Source organism: Allomuricauda sp. d1, from assembly GCF_039592695.1.
In the GTDB taxonomy this organism is placed as follows: domain Bacteria; phylum Bacteroidota; class Bacteroidia; order Flavobacteriales; family Flavobacteriaceae; genus Flagellimonas_A.
The window spans coordinates 768,567-787,994 of sequence record NZ_JBBUTK010000002.1; the positions used below are offsets into that span (position 1 = coordinate 768,567).

At 41.0% G+C, this 19,428-nt stretch carries 18 protein-coding genes; 10 read left to right on the top strand and 8 right to left on the bottom strand.

What is annotated here, in order from left to right; translation table 11 throughout:
- The first annotated feature begins 176 nt into the window (after positions 1-176).
- From AAAH86_RS10565 to murI, 6 genes are all read left to right on the top strand, one after another.
- Positions 177-860: a DUF6089 family protein gene (locus tag AAAH86_RS10565; RefSeq protein WP_343487574.1), complete on the top strand. Its 684-nt coding sequence runs from the start codon at positions 177-179 to the stop codon at positions 858-860.
- Positions 861-863: 3 nt separating this feature from the next.
- Complete coding sequence (locus AAAH86_RS10570) at positions 864-1,604, top strand: isoprenyl transferase (RefSeq protein WP_343487575.1); 741 nt, start codon at positions 864-866, stop codon at positions 1,602-1,604.
- A complete protein-coding gene (locus AAAH86_RS10575) occupies positions 1,576-4,227 on the top strand; it encodes a POTRA domain-containing protein (RefSeq protein ID WP_343487576.1) in 2,652 nt (883 codons plus the stop codon). The genes AAAH86_RS10570 and AAAH86_RS10575 overlap by 29 nt, the downstream gene beginning before the upstream one ends.
- Positions 4,228-4,323: 96 nt before the next feature.
- Entirely contained in the window at positions 4,324-5,163 is an 840-nt protein-coding gene (locus AAAH86_RS10580) for an OmpH family outer membrane protein (protein WP_343487577.1), read from the top strand.
- Between the two features lie 41 nt (positions 5,164-5,204).
- The gene (locus tag AAAH86_RS10585; RefSeq protein WP_343487578.1) at positions 5,205-5,714 is read left to right on the top strand and encodes an OmpH family outer membrane protein; all 510 of its coding nucleotides are present in this window, start codon (positions 5,205-5,207) and stop codon (positions 5,712-5,714) included.
- Positions 5,715-5,930: 216 nt separating this feature from the next.
- Positions 5,931-6,704, top strand: a complete 774-nt coding sequence (gene murI / locus AAAH86_RS10590; RefSeq protein ID WP_343487579.1) for a glutamate racemase — start codon at positions 5,931-5,933, stop codon at positions 6,702-6,704.
- Positions 6,705-6,731: 27 nt separating this feature from the next.
- Here murI and AAAH86_RS10595 read toward each other — a convergent pair whose 3' ends face one another.
- The 3 genes from AAAH86_RS10595 to AAAH86_RS10605 form a co-directional block, all read right to left on the bottom strand.
- Positions 6,732-7,451, bottom strand: coding sequence for a hypothetical protein (locus AAAH86_RS10595; protein ID WP_343487580.1), 720 nt, complete (start codon positions 7,449-7,451; stop codon positions 6,732-6,734).
- Between the two features lie 139 nt (positions 7,452-7,590).
- Positions 7,591-8,112: a dihydrofolate reductase gene (locus tag AAAH86_RS10600; protein ID WP_343487581.1), complete on the bottom strand. Its 522-nt coding sequence runs from the start codon at positions 8,110-8,112 to the stop codon at positions 7,591-7,593.
- On the bottom strand, positions 8,109-8,498 hold the full coding sequence (locus tag AAAH86_RS10605; RefSeq protein ID WP_343487582.1) for a 2TM domain-containing protein: 390 nt from the start codon (positions 8,496-8,498) through the stop codon (positions 8,109-8,111). The genes AAAH86_RS10600 and AAAH86_RS10605 overlap by 4 nt, the downstream gene beginning before the upstream one ends.
- Positions 8,499-8,544: 46 nt before the next feature.
- On the opposite strand from AAAH86_RS10605, the gene AAAH86_RS10610 reads away from it, so the two are divergent.
- Both AAAH86_RS10610 and AAAH86_RS10615 read left to right on the top strand, forming a co-directional pair.
- Complete coding sequence (locus AAAH86_RS10610; RefSeq protein WP_343487583.1) at positions 8,545-9,624, top strand: aminotransferase class V-fold PLP-dependent enzyme; 1,080 nt, start codon at positions 8,545-8,547, stop codon at positions 9,622-9,624.
- A gap of 161 nt (positions 9,625-9,785) precedes the next feature.
- Positions 9,786-10,082 carry an isoamylase early set domain-containing protein gene (locus tag AAAH86_RS10615; RefSeq protein ID WP_343487584.1) on the top strand — a complete coding sequence of 99 codons (297 nt, stop codon included), beginning with the start codon at positions 9,786-9,788 and terminating at the stop codon, positions 10,080-10,082.
- Between the two features lie 63 nt (positions 10,083-10,145).
- Here the strand turns inward: AAAH86_RS10615 and AAAH86_RS10620 are convergent, their stop codons facing one another.
- The 5 genes from AAAH86_RS10620 to AAAH86_RS10640 form a co-directional block, all read right to left on the bottom strand.
- The gene (locus tag AAAH86_RS10620) at positions 10,146-10,427 is read right to left on the bottom strand and encodes a DUF427 domain-containing protein (RefSeq protein WP_343487586.1); all 282 of its coding nucleotides are present in this window, start codon (positions 10,425-10,427) and stop codon (positions 10,146-10,148) included.
- A gap of 68 nt (positions 10,428-10,495) precedes the next feature.
- Positions 10,496-11,467 carry an L-histidine N(alpha)-methyltransferase gene (locus tag AAAH86_RS10625; protein WP_343487587.1) on the bottom strand — a complete coding sequence of 324 codons (972 nt, stop codon included), beginning with the start codon at positions 11,465-11,467 and terminating at the stop codon, positions 10,496-10,498.
- Between the two features lie 16 nt (positions 11,468-11,483).
- Positions 11,484-12,644 (bottom strand): ergothioneine biosynthesis protein EgtB, encoded by a 1,161-nt coding sequence (gene egtB / locus AAAH86_RS10630; protein WP_343487588.1) that lies wholly within the window; start codon positions 12,642-12,644, stop codon positions 11,484-11,486.
- A gap of 51 nt (positions 12,645-12,695) precedes the next feature.
- Positions 12,696-14,189 (bottom strand): HAMP domain-containing sensor histidine kinase, encoded by a 1,494-nt coding sequence (locus AAAH86_RS10635; protein ID WP_343487589.1) that lies wholly within the window; start codon positions 14,187-14,189, stop codon positions 12,696-12,698.
- A complete protein-coding gene (locus tag AAAH86_RS10640) occupies positions 14,186-14,890 on the bottom strand; it encodes a response regulator transcription factor (RefSeq protein WP_343487590.1) in 705 nt (234 codons plus the stop codon). Before AAAH86_RS10640 ends, AAAH86_RS10635 begins: the two co-directional genes overlap by 4 nt.
- A 226-nt stretch (positions 14,891-15,116) precedes the next feature.
- Between AAAH86_RS10640 and AAAH86_RS10645 the strand changes: the two genes are divergently transcribed.
- Both AAAH86_RS10645 and AAAH86_RS10650 read left to right on the top strand, forming a co-directional pair.
- On the top strand, positions 15,117-16,526 hold the full coding sequence (locus AAAH86_RS10645; protein ID WP_343487592.1) for a hypothetical protein: 1,410 nt from the start codon (positions 15,117-15,119) through the stop codon (positions 16,524-16,526).
- Positions 16,527-16,768: 242 nt separating this feature from the next.
- Positions 16,769-19,315, top strand: a complete 2,547-nt coding sequence (locus AAAH86_RS10650) for a TonB-dependent receptor plug domain-containing protein (protein ID WP_343487593.1) — start codon at positions 16,769-16,771, stop codon at positions 19,313-19,315.
- The last annotated feature ends 113 nt before the right edge of the window (positions 19,316-19,428 follow it).

Consider the following 19,428-nt stretch of genomic DNA (forward strand, 5'->3'; position numbering starts at 1 on the left):
TTAAACGATAACAAAAAATTCAAAAGTGTGCCTTTCTGCCGATGTACAGCCCCGAAATATAGAGCATCGACATAATAGCTCCCGAAAAACAATAAAATCGACCAAAATCTGTTTTACAAGCAGAACATTTTATGATGGTGAAACACCTGCTTTTGAATACAAAATCTGCCAAATTTATGAGGTTAATTTTTCCAATTTTAATGTTGGTGGCTTTCATTGCCCATGGGCAAACCTATGAAATAGGGATCTTTGGTGGCGGTCTGAACAATATTGGCGATGTGGGCCGCACCAATTTCATTTTACCTTCTGGCCCTGCTTTTGGCGGTATCTTTAAATGGAACAAAAGCAAACGCTATGCTTGGCGGGCAACCGCATTGTATGGCAAGTTTACCGCAGATGATTCAAAATCGAACTTTTCTTCAAGACAACAGCGAGACTATGTTATCGATAATTCAGTGCTGGAATTTTCGCTGGGGCTTGAGTTCAATTTTGTGGAATACAATTTGCACAAGCTCGGACCAGCATTTGCACCTTATCTATACACGGGCGTGACCTACTTCAGGTACGACTTTAATTATTTTGATGCACAACAAGTTCAGGATTTTGGGCAAAAAGATGGTACTTTTGCCATTCCAATGACGGTTGGGGCCAAGTATAGGCTCAATCAATTCCTGATTTTGGGTGCCGAGATAGGAGCTCGCTATACCTTTACCGACAATCTGGATGGTAGCAATCCAGAAGGTTCTAACTTTGAACAGTTTGCGTTTGGTAATGTACTGAGTGACGATTGGTACGTATTCTCAGGATTTACCTTGACCTATACCTTCGGCAGAAAGCCCTGCCAAGACTGTTTTGAGTGAACCATGCATTCCATTGAGGATATTGACAAGTCGAAGCTTCCCAAGCATATCGCCATTATTATGGATGGTAATGGCCGTTGGGCAAAACAACGCGGAAAACTCAGGGTTTTTGGTCATGAAAATGGAGTGGAGGCGGTGCGCCAGACCGTCGAGAACTGCGCAAAACTGAATATAGATTTCCTAACACTTTATGCCTTTTCCACAGAAAACTGGAAACGCCCAAAAATCGAGGTAGACACCTTGATGCGACTCTTGGTCGCCTCATTGCGAAAAGAGCTGAAAACGCTCGATGAGAACAACATTTGTCTGAACGCCATCGGTAAGATTGATTCACTGCCACAAAAAGCGCACAAAGAACTCAAAGAGGTCATTGAAAAAACAGCAAAAAACACAGGTATGACGCTCACCTTGGCCTTGAGTTATGGTTCGCGCGAAGAGTTGAAAACAGCCATCAGGGCAATGGCAATTGAAGTTAAAAATAACATAATTTCACCTGATGATATTGATGAAACGGTTATTAATGACCATCTTTACACGCGTTCGATGCCTGACGTTGACTTGCTTATCCGCACCAGTGGTGAACATAGGATAAGCAATTTTTTGCTTTGGCAGATAGCATATGCGGAATTATTTTTTATTGACGTATTTTGGCCCGATTTTGGCGAGCATCATTTAGCGGAAGCCATTATTAGTTATCAAAATAGAGAACGAAGATTTGGAAAGACTAGCGAACAACTCAATTGACGGTATAAACAAGCATTTTTACTTTTATCTCTTACCGCTCCTCACACTTTTTTTGGTTTCGTCCCATGTGAACGCACAAGATATCCCCTACGAAGAAGGCAAAGAATATGTACTGGCGGGTCTTGAAGTGACCGGTCTACAGAGTTACAATGAGCAGACCGTCAAAACCTACACCGGCTTGCGGATTGGGCAAAAAATTGTCGTGCCCGGGGAAGACATCAGCGCGGTTATCGATAAATTATGGGGATTGGAGCTTTTCAGTGACGTTTCTATGTACTACACTAAAATAGAAGGTGACAAGATCTATTTAGAGTTGGAAATCATGGAGCGACCTACCCTGAACAACATCACGATTTATGGTGTCAAGAAAAGGAAGGTACAGGGCATCATCGACGATACCGATTTAAAAAAGGGAAAAAAAATCACCGAAAGCCTTATCGCCAATACCAAAAACTACCTTCAGAACAAATACAAGAAACAAGGGTATCTCAATGCCACTGTCGCCATTGCCACAGCCAAGGACACTTTGGGCACGAATACCGAAAACATGGTCATCAATGTAAAAAAAGGTGATAAAGTAAAAATCAGTGACATCACATTTGAGGGTAACGAAAAGTTGAGTGACAAACGGCTGAAAAAAGCATTAAAAAATACCAAGAAGAAGAAATTCTATCGCTTTTGGAAAAAGTCAAAATACATAGAAGCCGACTACGAGGAGGATTTGGACAACTTAGTTGATGCCTATGCCGAAAGGGGCTATCGTGATGCCAGAATCATATCAGACACTTTCGTAAAGGTCAACGAAAATAATATTGCACTTAATATAAAGGTTGAAGAGGGCGATAAATACTATTTCGGCAACATTGATTTTGTCGGTAATTCTGTGTATACGGATCGGCAATTGGCCCAAGTTTTGGGTATCAAAAAGGGAGATACCTATAATGGTGTGCTGCTCAAAAAGCGTATCGCAGATGATTCAAAACCTGATGGAGAAGATGTGACCAACCTCTACCAAAATAATGGATACCTTTTCTCAAGTATCAACCCTGTGGAAGTTTCCGCTGCAAACGACACCATCGATTTTGAGATACGCATCATTGAAGGAAAAGAGACCTTCTTGGACCATGTAAGGGTCGTGGGCAACGACAAGACCAATGACCATGTGATTTTTAGGGAACTTCGCACCAAACCCGGCCAAAAATACAGTAAGGACAATATTGTGCGGAGTATACGTGAATTGGGCCAGTTGGGCTTTTTCGATGCCGAACAGATTGCACCTGATATTGAAAATCCAGACCCCAACACGGGTACGGTTGATATCAAATACAGCCTTGTCGAATCGGGATCAAGCCAAATAGAGCTCCAAGGCGGTTATGGTGGCGGCGGTTTCATTGGTACGCTTGGCCTTTCATTCAACAACTTTTCATTACAGAATATATTCAACGGTGAGGCCTACAAACCCGTGCCTATGGGTGATGGCCAGACGTTTGCATTACGGGTACAGGCAAGTCGTACCTTTAGGGTGTACAGTCTTAATTTTGCCGAACCTTGGTTGGGGGGTAAAAAACCGGTACGCTTCAATCTTTCTTTTTCTAGAACCCAGCAATTTGCCACACAGTTTGATCCTACGAGTAGAAGTCAATTTGAAGTTGACAAAGACCGTGGCTTCGCCATTACTGGGGTTTCCGCGGGATTGGCAAAACGCGTACAATGGCCCGATGACTTTTTCACCGTTTCCCATGCGTTGGGGTATCAATTGTATGATTTCAATGACTACAATATCGGCCTTTTCAATTTTGGTAACGGTTCTTCAAATGCTTTGACGTATACCATTGGTCTTTCCAGAAGTTCGCAAGGGCCCAGCCGTATTTTCCCCCTAACAGGGTCAAATTTTGAGATAACAGCTAAACTGACACCACCTTGGTCGTTGTTCAGCAATAAAGATTTTAATGCTTTAAAACAGCGAAGTGACGAGATTGCCGAATCTGCCAATGACGGTACACCATTGACGGCCGCTGAGGTCAATGAACTTCAAAGTATAGAAGAAGAACGCTTTAAGTTGTTAGAGTACTACAAAATAAAATTTAAGGGGGATTGGTATACACGTCTGGTCGATAAATTGGTATTGCGTACCAATGCCGAGTTTGGCTTTCTGGGCAATTACAACAATGATATTGGTGATGTACCCTTTGAACGATTTTTTGTCGGTGGTGATGGACTGGGGAACTTTACTCTTGACGGGCGAGATGTTATTCAGTTGAGGGGCTATGAGAACAATTCATTGACCTCTTTTACCCGTAATCCTATTACCGGCAACAATCAGCAAGATGGTGGCACCATTTATAACAAATACTCGTTAGAACTACGCTATCCGTTGACCTTGAAACCATCGGCTTCCATATATGCACTTTCATTTTTAGAGGCCGGTAATTCGTTTGACAATTTTCAAGAGTTTAATCCGTTTGAGTTAAAGAGATCTGCGGGAGTGGGGCTGCGAATATTCATGCCGGCATTTGGCCTTTTGGGTATTGACTTCGGTTACGGTTTTGACACCGATAAAAGACCCGGTTCGGTCGGCCCGAGCGGTTGGCAGACACACTTCATCATAGGTCAACAGTTTTAACCTTGGAAAGTTCGGCTGAAACATCCTTAACTTGTTCATTTTAAACGAATTCGTAATTTTGGCACGATATTTTCTATGTAAAAAGCGCAAATAGAAATGAAACGTAAAGTTCTTTTTTTATTGATTTGTTCGATGCCCTTCTTCTACGGCATGTCGCAACGTGCTGTGGGAGTGCGCATAGGGTATGTGGATATGGAATATATCTTGGAAAATGTGGAGGAGTATCGCGATGCTACGGAACAATTGAATGCCAAAGCGCAGAAGTGGAAGCAAGAAATTGAGCTCAAACAAGAAAAAGTTGAGCAGATGAAGAAAGATTTGATGGCCGAAAAAGTATTGCTCACCGATGAGTTGATTGCCGAACGCGAAGAGGAAATCCAGATACTTGAAAAAGAAATGTTGGATTACCAACAAGACCGGTTTGGTCCCCAAGGTGATTTAGTGCTGCAAAAACAATTGTTGATTCAGCCGATTCAAGATCAGGTGTTCAATGAGGTGCAAAAGATCGGAGGCAATAAAAGGTATGATTTTATTTTCGATAAATCTGCGGATGTTGTAATGTTGTACTCCGAAAAAAGGCATGACATTAGTGACTTGGTGCTCAGGGAAATAAGTCGAACACGTAAGGTCAGTAAATCCAAAAAGGCAGAAAAAGAAAAAAATCGCCTAGAAGAGTTTCAAGCGGAACAGGCAGATGAAGAAATCAGTGAAGCTTTAAAAGAGCGTCAAGAAAAGGCCGCCGATGCCCAAGAGAACAGAAAAAAAGCTGTTGAAGATAAGAGGGCAGAGGCTTTGAGACTTAGGGAAGAGCGAAAGAAAGCCTACGAAGAACGAAGAAAAAAATTGTTGGAAGAACGAGAGGCAAGAAGAAAGGCAAAATTGGAAGAGCGTAAGAAAGAACAGGAACAGCCGAAAGATTCAACCGACCAGAAATAAAAGTAAAACTTTAATTAACACTCAAATAGTAACTTAGAATCATGAAAAATGTAAAGAAGATGATTGTGGCCTTGGTATTTTTTGTGGCGGCCACTGGTTTTGTAAACGCCCAGAGCAAAGTAGCACATATCAACGTGCAACAGCTGCTCTCTGAAATGCCTGAAATGAAGGCTGCACAGGCAGAATTGAAAAAGTTGCAAGAAACCTATCGAGCCGATATTGAAAGCTCATTAAAAGAATTGCAAGACAAGTATACCCAATATTCCAATGAGGCGGCTTCAAAATCAAAAGAAGAGAATGACAAAAGGGCCATAGAGCTTCAGGGCTATGATAAGAACATCAAAGAGGCCGAAGCTGCTGCGATGCAAGAGATGCAGAAGAAACAGCAAGAGCTTTTTGCACCCATCTCTGACAAGGCAAAGGCCGCTATTGAAAAAGTGGCAGCTGCACAGGGGTTTGACTATGTAATCGATGCAAGCCCAGGTCTGAGCTTGATCGTTGCCAAAGGCAAAGATTTGTTACCCGAAGTAAAACAAGAATTGGGCTTTTAAAAGAATCTTGAAATATTACAAAAAACCGCTTTCTTGAATGGCAAGGGAGCGGTTTTTTTATGACATAAGACCATTTGACGTAGAATAAAGGACAACGATTTGCCAAGAGCACATGATTACCTTACGATGGCTGTCTTATATCTTACGTCCTTAATTAATTGATGAAAATCCAATCTCGATTCGTCAGATTTATGGCGGACTCTTATTTTTACTAGAATGAAATCACCCATAGGCATTTTTGATTCTGGAGTTGGAGGCACTTCCATTTGGAAGGAAATCAATCGTTTGCTTCCCAATGAAGATACAATCTATCTGGCCGATAGTAAAAATGCACCTTATGGTGAAAAACCAAAGGAGGAAATCCTGCATCTATCCATCAAGAATACTGAATTTCTTCTTGAAAAAGGCTGTAAGTTGATTGTAGTAGCCTGTAACACGGCCACCACAAATGCCATTGATTATTTACGGGAGCATTACGATGTGCCCTTCATTGGTATTGAGCCTGCTATCAAACCGGCCGCTTTACAGACCAAGACCAAAAAAGTGGGAGTGCTTGCTACAAAGGGCACTTTGGCAAGCAGTTTGTTCCACAACACCTCAAAGTTGCACGCATCCGGAATCAAAGTTTTTGAAAAAGAAGGCCATGGACTGGTCGAATTGATTGAAGCGGGGCAACTACATTCCCCAGAAACCAAGAAATTACTCCAAGACTACTTGAATCCAATGGTTGAAGCCGGTATCGATTGCCTGGTGCTGGGCTGTACCCATTACCCGTATTTAATTCCACTGTTGCAGGAAATGCTTCCCACAAACATCAACATTATCGATTCGGGGGAGGCCGTTGCGAGGCAGGCCAAGACAGTATTGGTGAAAAATGACCTGTTGAATGACGGTAACCCGCCTTTCACACACCAGTTTTTCACCAACAAAGATGTTAGTATACTCAACAAGTTTGCCGACATTACTCGTGCATCTTTTTTGGATTTTTAATATAATATAACGGGTCTTTTAAAAGTGCTACTGCCAATATTCTACATCAACTTGTGTGATATTGAATGTTTTTCCGTCTACAGATTGTCTAATTTCTGAAAAATTACCTGCACAATCATATTTAAATAGATTGGTCTGTGTACTAATTATGGTGTCTTTACCATGAAATTTGTAACGCTTTTCGCTTATAGGACTTTTTAATGTATCATATTCAATATGTTTAATGGTTTCCAACAGGGTATCATTTTCGTTGTACCGGTCAGTGGTTGATTTTAGACCATTTCCATAATATGAATAATTATATTTATCTATTGGATTATTTTCATCATCGAAGAATTCAACAGAAATGTTTTGTCTCTTTTCGTTGTATTTTTTTGTCACTTTTTCTATTACTTTTCCGTCCACAATTTCCAATACCTCAATATTGTTTCCAGCAATATCATAAGTGTAGCGTGTTTCAGTAACAGTATCGTCATCTTTTTTTATGACTTTGATTTTTTTATGTGATTTGTCAAAAAAGTTCGTGGTCACGCTTTCCTCTTTTTGAATTGTATTATATGAAGTCTCTATCAACTGCCTGCCCTTTCGTTTGTATTTGAATATGGTCTCAATTGACTTGCGACCGTCTGAACCTAAAAGCTCTACTTTGGTAGGTCTGCCCTTTTTATCGTATGAAAGTCGATGAATGTACCGCAACTCTCCTTTAATATATTCGTCATCTTGTTTTTCTGCTTTAAAAACCAACATAGATATGATTTTTGGTTTTCCTGAGTAGCCATCAAACTTTTTGATGTATTCAAGATTTGAACAACTATGTAATGTTTGTAATAAAATCAAGTAAAATAGGTGCCTGAAGAAAGCCTTGATATTAAACATTGATAAGAAATTACAATCTATTTGACTTTTTATAATCCTCATGAAGCTTTGTATACGTCAAATACGTAAAATCATACTTATGCCGTTCATCTTTTGCATAGTATTCTTCTTTGACCAATTGCCAGATATCCTCATCAATCTCAGGAAAGAACGTATCTGCCTCAAAATCGGCATGGATCCGTGTCAATTCAATATCAGTGGCATGATCCATTGATTGGCGATAGATTTCTCCCCCGCCGATAATGAACGAGCGCTCATCGATCTTTGCAAAATGCAAAGCCTCTTCGAGCGAGTGAAAAAGTGTACAATCGAATTTTGGTATGTAATCTTTATCGCGGGTCACCACAATATGCTCGCGGTTCGGCAATGGCTTGGGGAAACTTTCCAAGGTCTTGCGCCCCATGATGATTTTGTGGCCCGAAGTCAATGCTTTAAAGCGCTTGAAGTCATCGGGCAGGTGCCATGGCAAATCGTTGTTGATGCCCAAGGCATTGTTTTCCGCAGCAGCGGCAATAATGACCAATCTGTTCAAACCTCTTTTTTTTTATTGATGGAAGATAGGGGGAAATCGGTCTCAATTTCCTTTTGCAGTTCGGCAATGCGCTGCTTTTGCTTGGCGACCAGTTTTTCACGCTGCTGGCGCTCCCAATCCTTGCCCATGAACCTACTGGTCACGAACACGTTGAACGCATGGATCACAAATAAAAAGGCCCAAGCGGTAATCGCCCATAAGAACCAATCGTACGATTCACCATACTTCAAAATCTTGTTGATGAGCACCAAAAAGACACTGCCGATCAAGAAGATGACAAAATGGGAAAACAGCCGTTTCTTTTGCTTGATTCTTTTTTGGGCATTCTCAAGCAGTTCGTGCTGTTCTACATCCACTTCTGCTGTTGACTTTTTCTTCGAGAACATACGCTATCTTTAAACACAAATATAACCGAAATAGCCTGACCGATTTATGGAAAACATCAGAGCGCAGTTCCCAGTTTTGGAACATTGCATTTACGCGAACACTGCTTTTTCAGGCCTTTTTTCGAAAGATTTGGTACAATGGCGCCAAAACCGCGATACCGATTTTTTGTTAAAAGGCAGTGCGGGCAATTTTGGACGCGATGGAACCATACCGGAAACGAGAAAAACGATTGCCCAATTTTTTGGAGCCAAAAAGCATGAAATTTCCTTGGTCACCAATTTTTCAATCGGATTCAACTTGTTGATGGAAGGGCTTCCAAAAAGTTCAAATGTCCTCTTGCTAAAAAAAGATTATCCTTCGGTAAACTGGCCTGTTGAGGATAGGGGATTCAAAATCCATTATGCAAAAATTGACGAAAATCTTGAAGAAAATGTCGATGAGGTCATCCGACAACATGACATTGACGTTTTTGTGTTCAGTATCGTGCAATGGCTCGATGGTATTTTGATGGATTTGGATTTCATAAAAAGGCTGAAGAAAGACTTTCCAAATTTGTTGATTGTTGCCGATGGTACACAATTCTGTGGCATGTACGATTTTGATTTTGAGCGTTCGGGCATCGATGTCTTGGGTGCCAGTGGCTACAAATGGTTATTGGCGGGTTATGGCAACGGATTCTTCATCATTCGTGAAACGGCCCAAGAACGGTTTGCGATAAAATCCATTGGTAGCGGTTCCGTAGGGGGCGACCCCTCAAAGCGTGATCAAATTCCGTTTTACAAATATTTGGAGCCCGGACATTTGGATTCCCTCAACTTCGGGAGTCTCAAATTTGCACTCGAATTTCTACAAAAAATAGGAATGGATAAAATCACGGAGCACAACAAAATACTTTCCGAGAAAGCGAAGCATGCTTTTACAGAATTGGGGCTTTTGAAAAATTCATGTGCCGCTAGAGAAAATCACAGCACCATCTTCAATGTTCGTGGAGAAACAGAAATTTTTCAAAAATTGACCAAGAAAAATGTGGTTTGCGTCGAACGTGGCGATGGAATTCGACTGAGCTTTCATTGCTACAACGTTGTAGGTGAAATCGATGAAATCGTCAAAATTGTTAAAAATTGATTTTTGTTTAGCAAAATTCTGAAAATCAAGTAATTTTATTAGTGACCTCCATGTGACTGGACATCAATTTTATCAAATTGATAAATCTTTTGTAACCTGTTGACTTATAATGGTTTTATAGTTTGCTTTGCCGCAAATTTTAAAACAGAAATTTTTTTACCATGGCAATAAAAAAGCAATATCTAAAAAGTAAGCCTGTTTGCAAGGTGACGTTCACTGTACCTGCAGAAGAGGCTAAGAAAGTGGCCGTAGTAGGTGATTTCAACAATTGGAACCCTAAGGGCAGTACCTTAAAAAAATTAAAGAACGGTACTTTCAAAGGCACCTTTGACTTACCTACAGAGAATTCTTATGAGTTTCGTTACTTGGTTGACGGTAGCTACACAAATGAAGAAGCTGCTGATCGCTATCAGTGGAATGATTACGCTGGTACCGAGAACGCTGTTCTTGAGTTGTAATCAATAAGAAAAATTAAATAAGGCGGTCTGTAATTGAATTTACGGACCGCTTTTTGTTTGAAATCATTCTTCTACGGTGACCCCTTTCCAAAAGGCAATTCTGTCTTTGATTGATTTAGCAAGCTCACTGGTTTCAGGATAGTACCAAGCCGCATCCTTATTTTCTTTTCCATCCACTTTTAACGTGTAGTACGAGGCTTCACCCTTCCATGGGCAGGTGGTGTGGGTGTCACTTTTTTCAAAAAACGCTTCTTTGATGCTGTCTGGAGGAAAATAATGGTTTCCTTCAATGACAATGGTATCGTTACTTTCTGCGATTACTTGATTGTTCCAAATAGCTTTCATGTATTTGAGTTATTGGGTTAATGGTTATTGGTTAATAGCGCATAAGCTTTACTATTTTCAAACAATTTTTATTTTTTTTTGAAAATATAATCTTTATAAAATCCTTTACTGTCGCTGAATTGGTTCACTATCTGCAATCCTGATTTTTCGGCCAGCCACCTGACTGTTTTATCATCGTATTTTTGTGAAATCTCGGTATGAATGGTTTCCCAGGCTGTAAAATCAACGTTCAACTCTAAATCTTCAATAAAAACAGACTGCTTTTCTTTGGATACCAAATAGCTTTTAGCGGTACCTGTTTCTGGGTCGTAGACCTCCCAGTGTAGAAACTTGTCCAAATCAAAATTGCCGCCGAATTCTTTGTTGATGCGCGCCAATATATTTTTGTTGAAGGTTTCAGTGATTCCAGTTTTATCATTGTAAGCATCCAATATTTTTTGTGGATGCTTTTTTTGGTCCATGCCCATGAATACTAAATCGTCATCTCCAAGAACATCTCTTAGTTGTATCAAGAAATCAATAGCTTGGGGATGCAATAAATTGCCAATGTTCGAGCCCAAAAACAAGATGACTTTTCTTCTGCCATTGGTTTTGGCAATATTGGCCAAGGTCTCAAAATAGGTGCCCTGTAGCGTATTGATGGCCAATTTTGGAAGTTCTTTTTCAAGGGATGCTTCCAACTGCTCAAGGGCATTTTGGCTGATATCGATGGGCCTGTAATCAAAGGAAGCTTCATTTTTCAGAAGCTGACGCAGCAGAATTTTTGTCTTTTTACCGTCTCCTGCACCGAGCTCAAAGAGGCTGAACGGGCTTCCATCCCCAGAAAATAAACTGGAAATCTCTGCGGCATGATTCGTCAAAATTTCAAACTCACAATCCGTCAGGTAATATTCTGGCATCGCCATGATGTCTTGAAAAAGCTTGTCGCCGACTTCATCATAGAAATATTTTGACGATAAATGTTTTGGAAATGCCGTCAGCCCATCTTGTACCTCTTTGGCAAAAGCAGTGTTCAGGGCAGTAGCCGATTTGTCTTGCATAGTGTTTTTAGTCGCTTTATTTGGCCAACCTTAATCCAGTAAACTGCCAACGTAAATTGGGGTGAAAAAAATTTCGATAGGTAGGTCTGGTATGCTTTTCGGGAGTTGCCACAGAACCGCCCCGCAATACTTTTTGATTGACCATGAATTTGCCATTGTATTCGCCCAGAGCACCGTCGGCCTTTTTGTAATTGGGGTAGGGCAGGTAGGCACTCTCCGTCCATTCCCAGCGTTTGCCCCACGGGAAAAACTCTCGGGAGATTTCCCATTCAAACTCGGTGGGCAATCGCATTTCTTTCCATTGGGCATAAGCGAATGCTTCAAAATAAGAGATGTGGGTGACAGGGGCATCTTTATTGATTTTTTGCAGCCCAGGAGCGGTGTAATGGTGCCATTCACCATCAATGTTGTGCCAATACAGTGGTGATTTGATTTGATTTTGATTCACCCAATCCCAGCCTTCGGCATGCCAAAGGTCAAAACGGTCGTATCCGCCCGCATCCATAAACTCTAGAAACTCGCCATTGGTCACTAGCTTGTTCGAAATTTGATAAGCATTCAGATACACTTTGTGCCTTCCCAATTCATTGTCATAACAAAAAGTGTTGTCGTTATGGCCGATTTCGTAAGTGCCCTCTTCCACCGAAATCCAGTCTTGTTGGTGATTTTCTATGGGATGGTCTTCAAAAGTATCTGAATATTTAGGTAGCAACGGATTGTTGCCCAAAATGTATTTGATGTCAGTCAAGAGCAGTTCTTGGTGCTGTTTTTCGTGGTGGATGCCGATTTCCAGCAAATCATTCACCGCTGCCGATTGCTCGGTCTCAAAAAGCATTTTGATATGTTCGGTCACGTAGGTTCGGTACTCATAGACTTTCTTGACCGAGGGTCGCGACATATTGCCGCGGTCTGTGCGAACCACCCGCTTGCCCACAGCTTCATAATAGCTGTTGAAGACAAAGGAAAAATCCTCATGAAAAATTTCGTAGTTTTTAAGATGCGGCTTTAGAATGAATTCCTCAAAAAACCAAGTGGTGTGGCCCAAATGCCATTTTGGTGGACTCACGTCAACCACGGGCTGTACCACATAATCTTCAACCTCTAAGGGCTCACAAATTGCTTCGGAATGTTTTCGGGTCTCCAGAAAGAAATCCAAAAGGGAATCAACAAGTATCATGCATTAAAGATACCAAATATCAAGGCCTTTTATATGCTCGATTACATAAACTTAACCTACTTGATATACTGGCAAGCTAAAACTAAACGCCGTACCCTCATTGGGCTTGCTAAAGACCTGAATACTGGCATTGTGCAGTTCCATGATTTTTTTTACGATGGCCAGACCAAGCCCAGCACCTTCTTTTTGTTCCCCTGTCTTGGTTTGTCGATACCGTTCAAAAATCAAGGCTTGGTTGTCTTTGGCGATGCCAGGGCCCGAATCTTTGATGACAATTTCTACACTATCTTCTTTGGGAATGATCTTGACAACCACCTCACCACCTTGAGGAGTGAACTTTAAGGCATTGTCCATCAAATTCTGAATGGCCCGCTCTACCAATGAAATATCGGCAAAGACCAGTGGTATGCCTTCTTCCATTTCGAGTTTCAGGTCAATATCATTTTGCTCGGCGAGCACTTTATAGTTTCTGTGGATGTCATTGGCGAGGTCAGCAATCAAGAAAGGCTCTTTTTGCGGTTCAATTTGATTGGCCTCCAATTTTGAATATTCAAAGAGCTGGCCGATTAACTTTGATAGCCGCTCACAACCTTTATTGATGGTGTTTAGATATTCTTCACGCTGTTTCTGACTTAGCTCAGCATCCTTCATTTGAAGGGTTTCAATATAGCCTTGAATGATGGAAAGTGGTGTTCTCAGATCATGTGAAATATTGGCAATAAGTTCCCTTCTCAAATTTTCAAGGGATTTTATTTTTTCAATATCGGTCAGAATGGTGTCGGCCATTTCGTTGTAGGTCGTGGCTACCCCGGCCAAATCGGTTTTTTCGGCATCTTTGATACGATACTCCAAATCACCTTGTTGAAAACGTTTGGCGGCAAAGACCAGTTCACGAAGGTTTTTGGTAAGGTACCATACCGACAATATGCCAAGAACAGCAGCGAAAATCAGGGTCAAAATTGACCCTCTCAGCCCAAGCCGCATAAAATAGCTGTCCATCAAAGAGGCCCTTGCCGTGAGGTATTCTTCCCCTGCCAAAACGATGTACACATAGCCCTCTTTACCACCCTTCTCGAACTTGGCCACTGAAAATACACTTTGGTTTTCAGGGTTTTTAGGATTGTCTCCCAAAATATACCCTTGTCCATTTTGGGCGATAAACTGTTGAATTGGGGCCAAGTTGACCTTTTTTTCATTGGTTTCCGGCGCATCATGGTCCAAAACCACGGAGTACATCACGTGGCCTTCCTTATCCAATAAATACACCTCAATGGCCCGGTTAACGGCCATCATATCGTGCATAATATCACCGAACAGGGCTTTGTTCACATTGCCCAAACTATCAATAGGGCTTTCGTCGACAAACTTTTCATCTATGAGGTCTTGGGCCAAATTGGAATGCAGCCTTTGGGTCGTTTCGTAGAAGTAGTTATTTGATAGGTACACCGCCGTGAACATATAGCCCACCCCTGCCAAAATCAAGATGGCCAAAAACGAGAACAAGAGCTTGACGATAAGTCGATTTGAAAGTAAGGAGTTCTTCATAGTTCTTCATTGAATTTGTACCCAACGCCCCAGGTAGTCAAGATAAATTTGGGTTGGCTCATATCAGGTTCGATTTTTGAGCGCAAGCGGTTGATGTGCGAGTTGACGGTATGCTCATAGCCTTTGAAATCGTAGCCCCAAATAAGGTTGAGCAGTTTGGTACGGTCATAGCTTTTTCCTGGGTTTGATGAAAGCAGCACCAACAGTTCAAATTCTTTGGGGGAGAGTTCCACTTTTTTGCCATCGATGGTCACTTTTCGCATATCGACATTGATGGAGAGGTTGTCAAACTTCATGGCCCCATTGCTTCCGTTTACCTTTTCGGCATGGTTTTCCATCTTCTGTCGTCTGAAAATGGCCTTGACCCGGGCAATGAACTCACGCACGCTGAACGGTTTGGTCAGGTAATCATCGGCACCGATTTCCAATCCCAAGACCTTATCGATTTCTTCCGATTTCGCGGTCAGCATCATGATGGGGGATTGCACGTTGTTTGCACGTATCTTTTGACAGACTTCGATACCATCCATTTCAGGGAGCATCACATCTAAAATAATCAGGTCGGGCACTTCGTTGATGGCCATGCGCAGCCCGGTGTCACCTTGGTTGGCTGATGACACTTCACAACCCAAATCCTTTAAATGGATTTCAAGCAAATGGATGATTTCTGGATCATCCTCAATAATAAGCACGCTCTTCATCTTTGGCGAAATAAAGGGTAAAATCTCACGGAAAGTTCACAACGACTTCCCGAAATAAGAACATCTTATGCAACAATGGTCGTTAAAAATGGCATTTTCTTGCGAAATCCATCACAAGATTGACTTAAAAATCTGAAAATCAATACGTAAAGAAATATGATTTTTATGTGATCGTTTTGCGACACCTCTTGAATTGTTTTGCAGTGAACATTAAAATATTAAAGCTATGAGCAACTTAAAAACACTTTTATTTTTATTCTCCTTTGTTTTCTTACTTCACAGTTGTGATGAAGATGACAATGGTAGCGCCCCAGTTACATTGGACGCAGGAACACTTTCGGGCGGCCCCTTCACATTTGCCGTTGACGGTGTCGCCGACATGGTCAGCGGAATCACGCTTTCTGATTTTGACGGCAACGGTGACGTACAGACCTACGTAATCACCGATGATGCCCGAAACGTTTTGGGCATACCACCAACCCTTGAAGCAGTCGAGGGTGTAGATTTTGACGGAGCAGGTTTAGGTGATTGCTATATCTACCATTTGACCTATGACGACGGTCTCACTGGATTGGACATGGGCCTGAATCTTGATGGCCTTGATGGCAATTTTGACCTTTCCAACTTTATCATGGTTAGCCGCAACGCGCTCAATGCTGGTATGCTTTCAGGCGGTCCGTACGACTTTGTAGTGGATGGTATGCCTGATATGGTCAGTGGCATCGCTTTGGATGATTCAGAACTTAACGGTGATATGCAGACCTATGTGATTACCGACGACTCTAGAAATATTCTGGGCATTCCCCCAACCTTGGAAGCTGTTGAAGGCGTTGATTTTGATGGTGCAGGCGTAGGGTCGTGCTATATCTATCATTTGACCTATTCCACAGGATTGGAAGGTCTTGAAATGGGCAATAATTTAGATGATGTCACCGGACAATTTGCAACCTCCAACTTCGTAGTGGTCAACCGTAATGCCATGAATGCGGGTACACTTTCAGGCGGACCGTTTATGTTCTCTGTGGATGGAACTGCGGATATGGTTTCTGGAATTTCTTTGGATGACACCGAACTCAACGGAAGCAACCAAACCTACGTCATCACTGACGAAGATTTGAAGATTTTGGGGCTGCCCCCGACCTTGGAAGCTGTTGAGGGCGTTGATTTTGACGGCGCCGGAATCGGGGTGTGCCTCATTTGGCATTTGACCTACGAAGAGGGCATTACAGGTTTGGCCATGGGTGAGAATGCTGGGGATTTGGATGGCTTTTTCGCCCTTTCAAACGCCATTCGAGTGTATCGCAATCCGAACGCGGGCACTATTGCTGGTGGGCCGTTCACCTTTACCGTAGATGGTACCCCTGATATGGTCAGTGGCATTACCTTGGATGGCAGCAACGCCACGGGTACCAACCGTACTTGGGTGATTACCGATGATCAAGGGAATATTTTGGGCTTGCCACCCACGTTGACCGATGTTGAAGGCGTAGATTTTGATGCCGCTGGTGTTGGGGTATGCTTTATCTGGTATATGCGCTATGAAGATGGCTTGACAGGCCTGATGGCAGGCAACAATGTTGCTGATTTGGAAGGTCTGTATGGATTATCAAACTCAATTATGGTCACACGAAACTAGGCTGTGAATTAGAAAAACCAAATCATGGTTGTTGTGTTTATTTGATGAACTTGAAAGAGTTCGATTTGTTCAGAAAGCGCCTGTCTACCTTTGGTAGATGGGCGTTTTTAGTCGAATAACCGTGTTGAATCGAACTATAAATTTTCAGCAAAACAACACTTAAAGTTATTCTAATAGAAATTTGGAAGATAAAAACAATTATTATATTGATATGGCACCTTCAATTATTGAAGTTTATACCTATGAAGAATTTACTTTTTTGTTCATTAATTGTTGGTCTTGCTATTACTCTCCCTATACGGACACAAGAAAAAAATAGTATCCTAAGAAAATTGTCAGATGGCCTTAGAGCTTATGAACAAATATGGACCCCTGAAAAGGTGTATGTGCATACAGATAAAAACCATTATCAACCAAGGGAGACTATATGGGCGAAAGCGTATTTGGTAGATGGGATAACCCATAAAAAAAGCCAAAATAGTAATGTACTGTATCTTGAACTTATAGAGGAAAATGGGTATGTGCTATTCAAAAAGAAAATCTTTGTTGGTAAACTTGGTGCTCCGATAAGTTTTGAGATTCACAAAAACACCCCAAATGGAATTTATAGGCTTAGATCTTATACGAAATACATGTTGAATGAATTTGAACCATTCTATTTTGAGAAAGAAATCTACATAGGCAACGTTGCTATATTCAATAAAAATGATTTTGACAACAGTAGTTTCTCAAAACTGGCACATAAAACGAATGGTCATGATGTAAAACTATCGTTTTACCCAGAAGGAGGCCAATTGGTTTACGGAATTACTAGTGCTATGGTAATAAAATCAACCAATTACTTTGGTGAGCCCGTTGAGGTAAAAGGAGAAATTGTGAACGGCTTCGATGAGGTGGTGGCACACTTCAAAACAGGGGGATACGGATTGACCAAATGCACTTTTAAGCCCGTAAAGGGCAACATATACGTTGCAAGAATCCAACAAGGTTCAGTTGAAAAAGAATATGCGCTCCCCGAAATCTCAGATTCAGGGTATACTTTGAGTATTGCAAAATCGGGCCAAGATTTAATTATTAAAGCTGAAACAGCTGGATTTGATAGTTTGGAAGGCACACTTTTGGTAGGTCATCTAAGAGGAGAGCGGTTTCTTTGGTTCAAAGGAACAAAAGCACACGGCTCAAAGTACAATGTTAAAATTTCTTCCAAACAGTTGAACGATGGAATAGCACATTTTACTTTGCTCACTAAAGATGGCAAACCCGTCAGTGAACGGCTTGTATACATCGAAAATTCTGTTGATGATGTCCCTATTTCTTTAACTACCAGAAAAGATAGTTTGAATAATGAAATGACCCTTTTTTTCAGACATACAGGTACAAAAGATAGGGCTGTCAATGGCAATTTTTCAGTGAGCATAATCAAAGAAGGAAGTGAAAGTTTTGAGGCCGAATCAGATACAGACATTAAAAATTGGCTTATGCTCGAATCAGATTTGGGGAACATCCCATTAGCCTCGAAAATATTTGACGAAAGCAATCCAATCAAGCGTAGGAATATTTTAGATGCTTTGATGATAAGCACTCGTTGGAAAAGATTTGCTTGGAAAGATATCATTCAAGAAAAATCCATAGATGAGTATATTGCTCCTGAGAAAGGAATTATCATCAGTGGTACGACTACATCATTAAAAAATGGTAAGCCTATTCCTGCGATGGTTTCCTTAGATATACTGGGTCAAGATATTTATCAAGCAAAGAAACAAACGAATACCCAAGGCAAATTCAATTTTGGTCCTTTTGATTTTACGGATAGTATTCCTGTGGCATTAAAAGCTTCTAAACTGAACAGCAGAAGTAAATTTGAGAGTCAAAAAATTGCAATAAATCTTGATGATCAAGCTGAATTTATCCTACCAGAAAAATACATAAGATCAAAATCAAGAGAATCAACCAATGATGACAAAGGAAAATATAAAGAAAACGATACATCTGTCGCAGAGGTTGGTTCATATTCCTTTAGAGATTATGACTTTGAGACAGGTAAGGATATCACTAGATTAAAAGAAGTTGTGGTCACTGAAAAAAAGAAGACCAAAGAAGAACTGATAATAGAGCAGATTAAAGAAATTACCCTATACAATCGCCCAACATACAGGGTTTTTACAGACTCATTGCCTAAAACCGGTATACGAAATATAGTGGAAATGTTCAGAACCCTGCCTGGGGTTCAGGTAAAGGGACCAGAAGGTGGCGAAACAGTACGTATACGTTATGGAATGAACAGTATTCTATTGCCCACAGAACCTATCTATTTAGTTGACGGAGTACAAGTATCTCTAGATGCCATCAAAACAATGAATAGTTTTGAAGTCATGTTCATTGATGTGCTAAAAGGCGCTGATGCTTCGGTTTATGGTGTTCGAGGTGCCAATGGGGCAATTGCTGTGTATACTCGTAGAGGTGTCGGATTAAATTATGCAGGGGGTGTTAAGGATGCAGGCTTTGATAATCGCGCATCTCCAAATATTTTGACTTTTACTAAAAGGGGGTTTGACAAAGCCAGACTGTTCAAAGGTATGGAATGCGATATGCCAGTTTCTCGTAATGTTCGTACTCTTTATGAAAAAACAATGTTTTGGGAACCTGATCTTAATAGTATTGGTTCAGGGCATAAAACATTATCTTTTTGTTATGATGATGCGATTATAGGCAAATATAAGGTACGAGTGGAAGGGCTTTCGGAAGATGGACAAATTATCTGCGAAGATTTTGAAATTAACTTGAACTGATAATAATTATATTAAAAAAATCAGTGACTCAAAACAGTCAGGAAATCTGCTTTTTTTGATTATTTATGGTCAAGTTTGATTCTGCATTGATTTGTATTTGAAACAAAGAATTT

Coding starts and splice junctions, on each gene's coding strand:
- AAAH86_RS10565 (WP_343487574.1), top strand. CDS start 177: ATGAGGTTAATTTTTCCAATTTTAATGTTGGTGGCTTTCATTGCCCAT.
- AAAH86_RS10640 (WP_343487590.1), bottom strand. CDS start 14,890: ATGAAGAGCGTGCTTATTATTGAGGATGATCCAGAAATCATCCATTTG.
- AAAH86_RS10580 (WP_343487577.1), top strand. CDS start 4,324: ATGAAACGTAAAGTTCTTTTTTTATTGATTTGTTCGATGCCCTTCTTC.
- AAAH86_RS10625 (WP_343487587.1), bottom strand. CDS start 11,467: ATGCAAGACAAATCGGCTACTGCCCTGAACACTGCTTTTGCCAAAGAG.
- AAAH86_RS10615 (WP_343487584.1), top strand. CDS start 9,786: ATGGCAATAAAAAAGCAATATCTAAAAAGTAAGCCTGTTTGCAAGGTG.
- AAAH86_RS10620 (WP_343487586.1), bottom strand. CDS start 10,427: ATGAAAGCTATTTGGAACAATCAAGTAATCGCAGAAAGTAACGATACC.
- AAAH86_RS10570 (WP_343487575.1), top strand. CDS start 864: ATGCATTCCATTGAGGATATTGACAAGTCGAAGCTTCCCAAGCATATC.
- AAAH86_RS10635 (WP_343487589.1), bottom strand. CDS start 14,189: ATGAAGAACTCCTTACTTTCAAATCGACTTATCGTCAAGCTCTTGTTC.
- AAAH86_RS10650 (WP_343487593.1), top strand. CDS start 16,769: ATGAAGAATTTACTTTTTTGTTCATTAATTGTTGGTCTTGCTATTACT.
- murI (WP_343487579.1), top strand. CDS start 5,931: ATGAAATCACCCATAGGCATTTTTGATTCTGGAGTTGGAGGCACTTCC.
- AAAH86_RS10595 (WP_343487580.1), bottom strand. CDS start 7,451: ATGTTGGTTTTTAAAGCAGAAAAACAAGATGACGAATATATTAAAGGA.
- AAAH86_RS10605 (WP_343487582.1), bottom strand. CDS start 8,498: ATGTTCTCGAAGAAAAAGTCAACAGCAGAAGTGGATGTAGAACAGCAC.
- AAAH86_RS10585 (WP_343487578.1), top strand. CDS start 5,205: ATGAAAAATGTAAAGAAGATGATTGTGGCCTTGGTATTTTTTGTGGCG.
- AAAH86_RS10610 (WP_343487583.1), top strand. CDS start 8,545: ATGGAAAACATCAGAGCGCAGTTCCCAGTTTTGGAACATTGCATTTAC.
- egtB (WP_343487588.1), bottom strand. CDS start 12,644: ATGATACTTGTTGATTCCCTTTTGGATTTCTTTCTGGAGACCCGAAAA.
- AAAH86_RS10645 (WP_343487592.1), top strand. CDS start 15,117: ATGAGCAACTTAAAAACACTTTTATTTTTATTCTCCTTTGTTTTCTTA.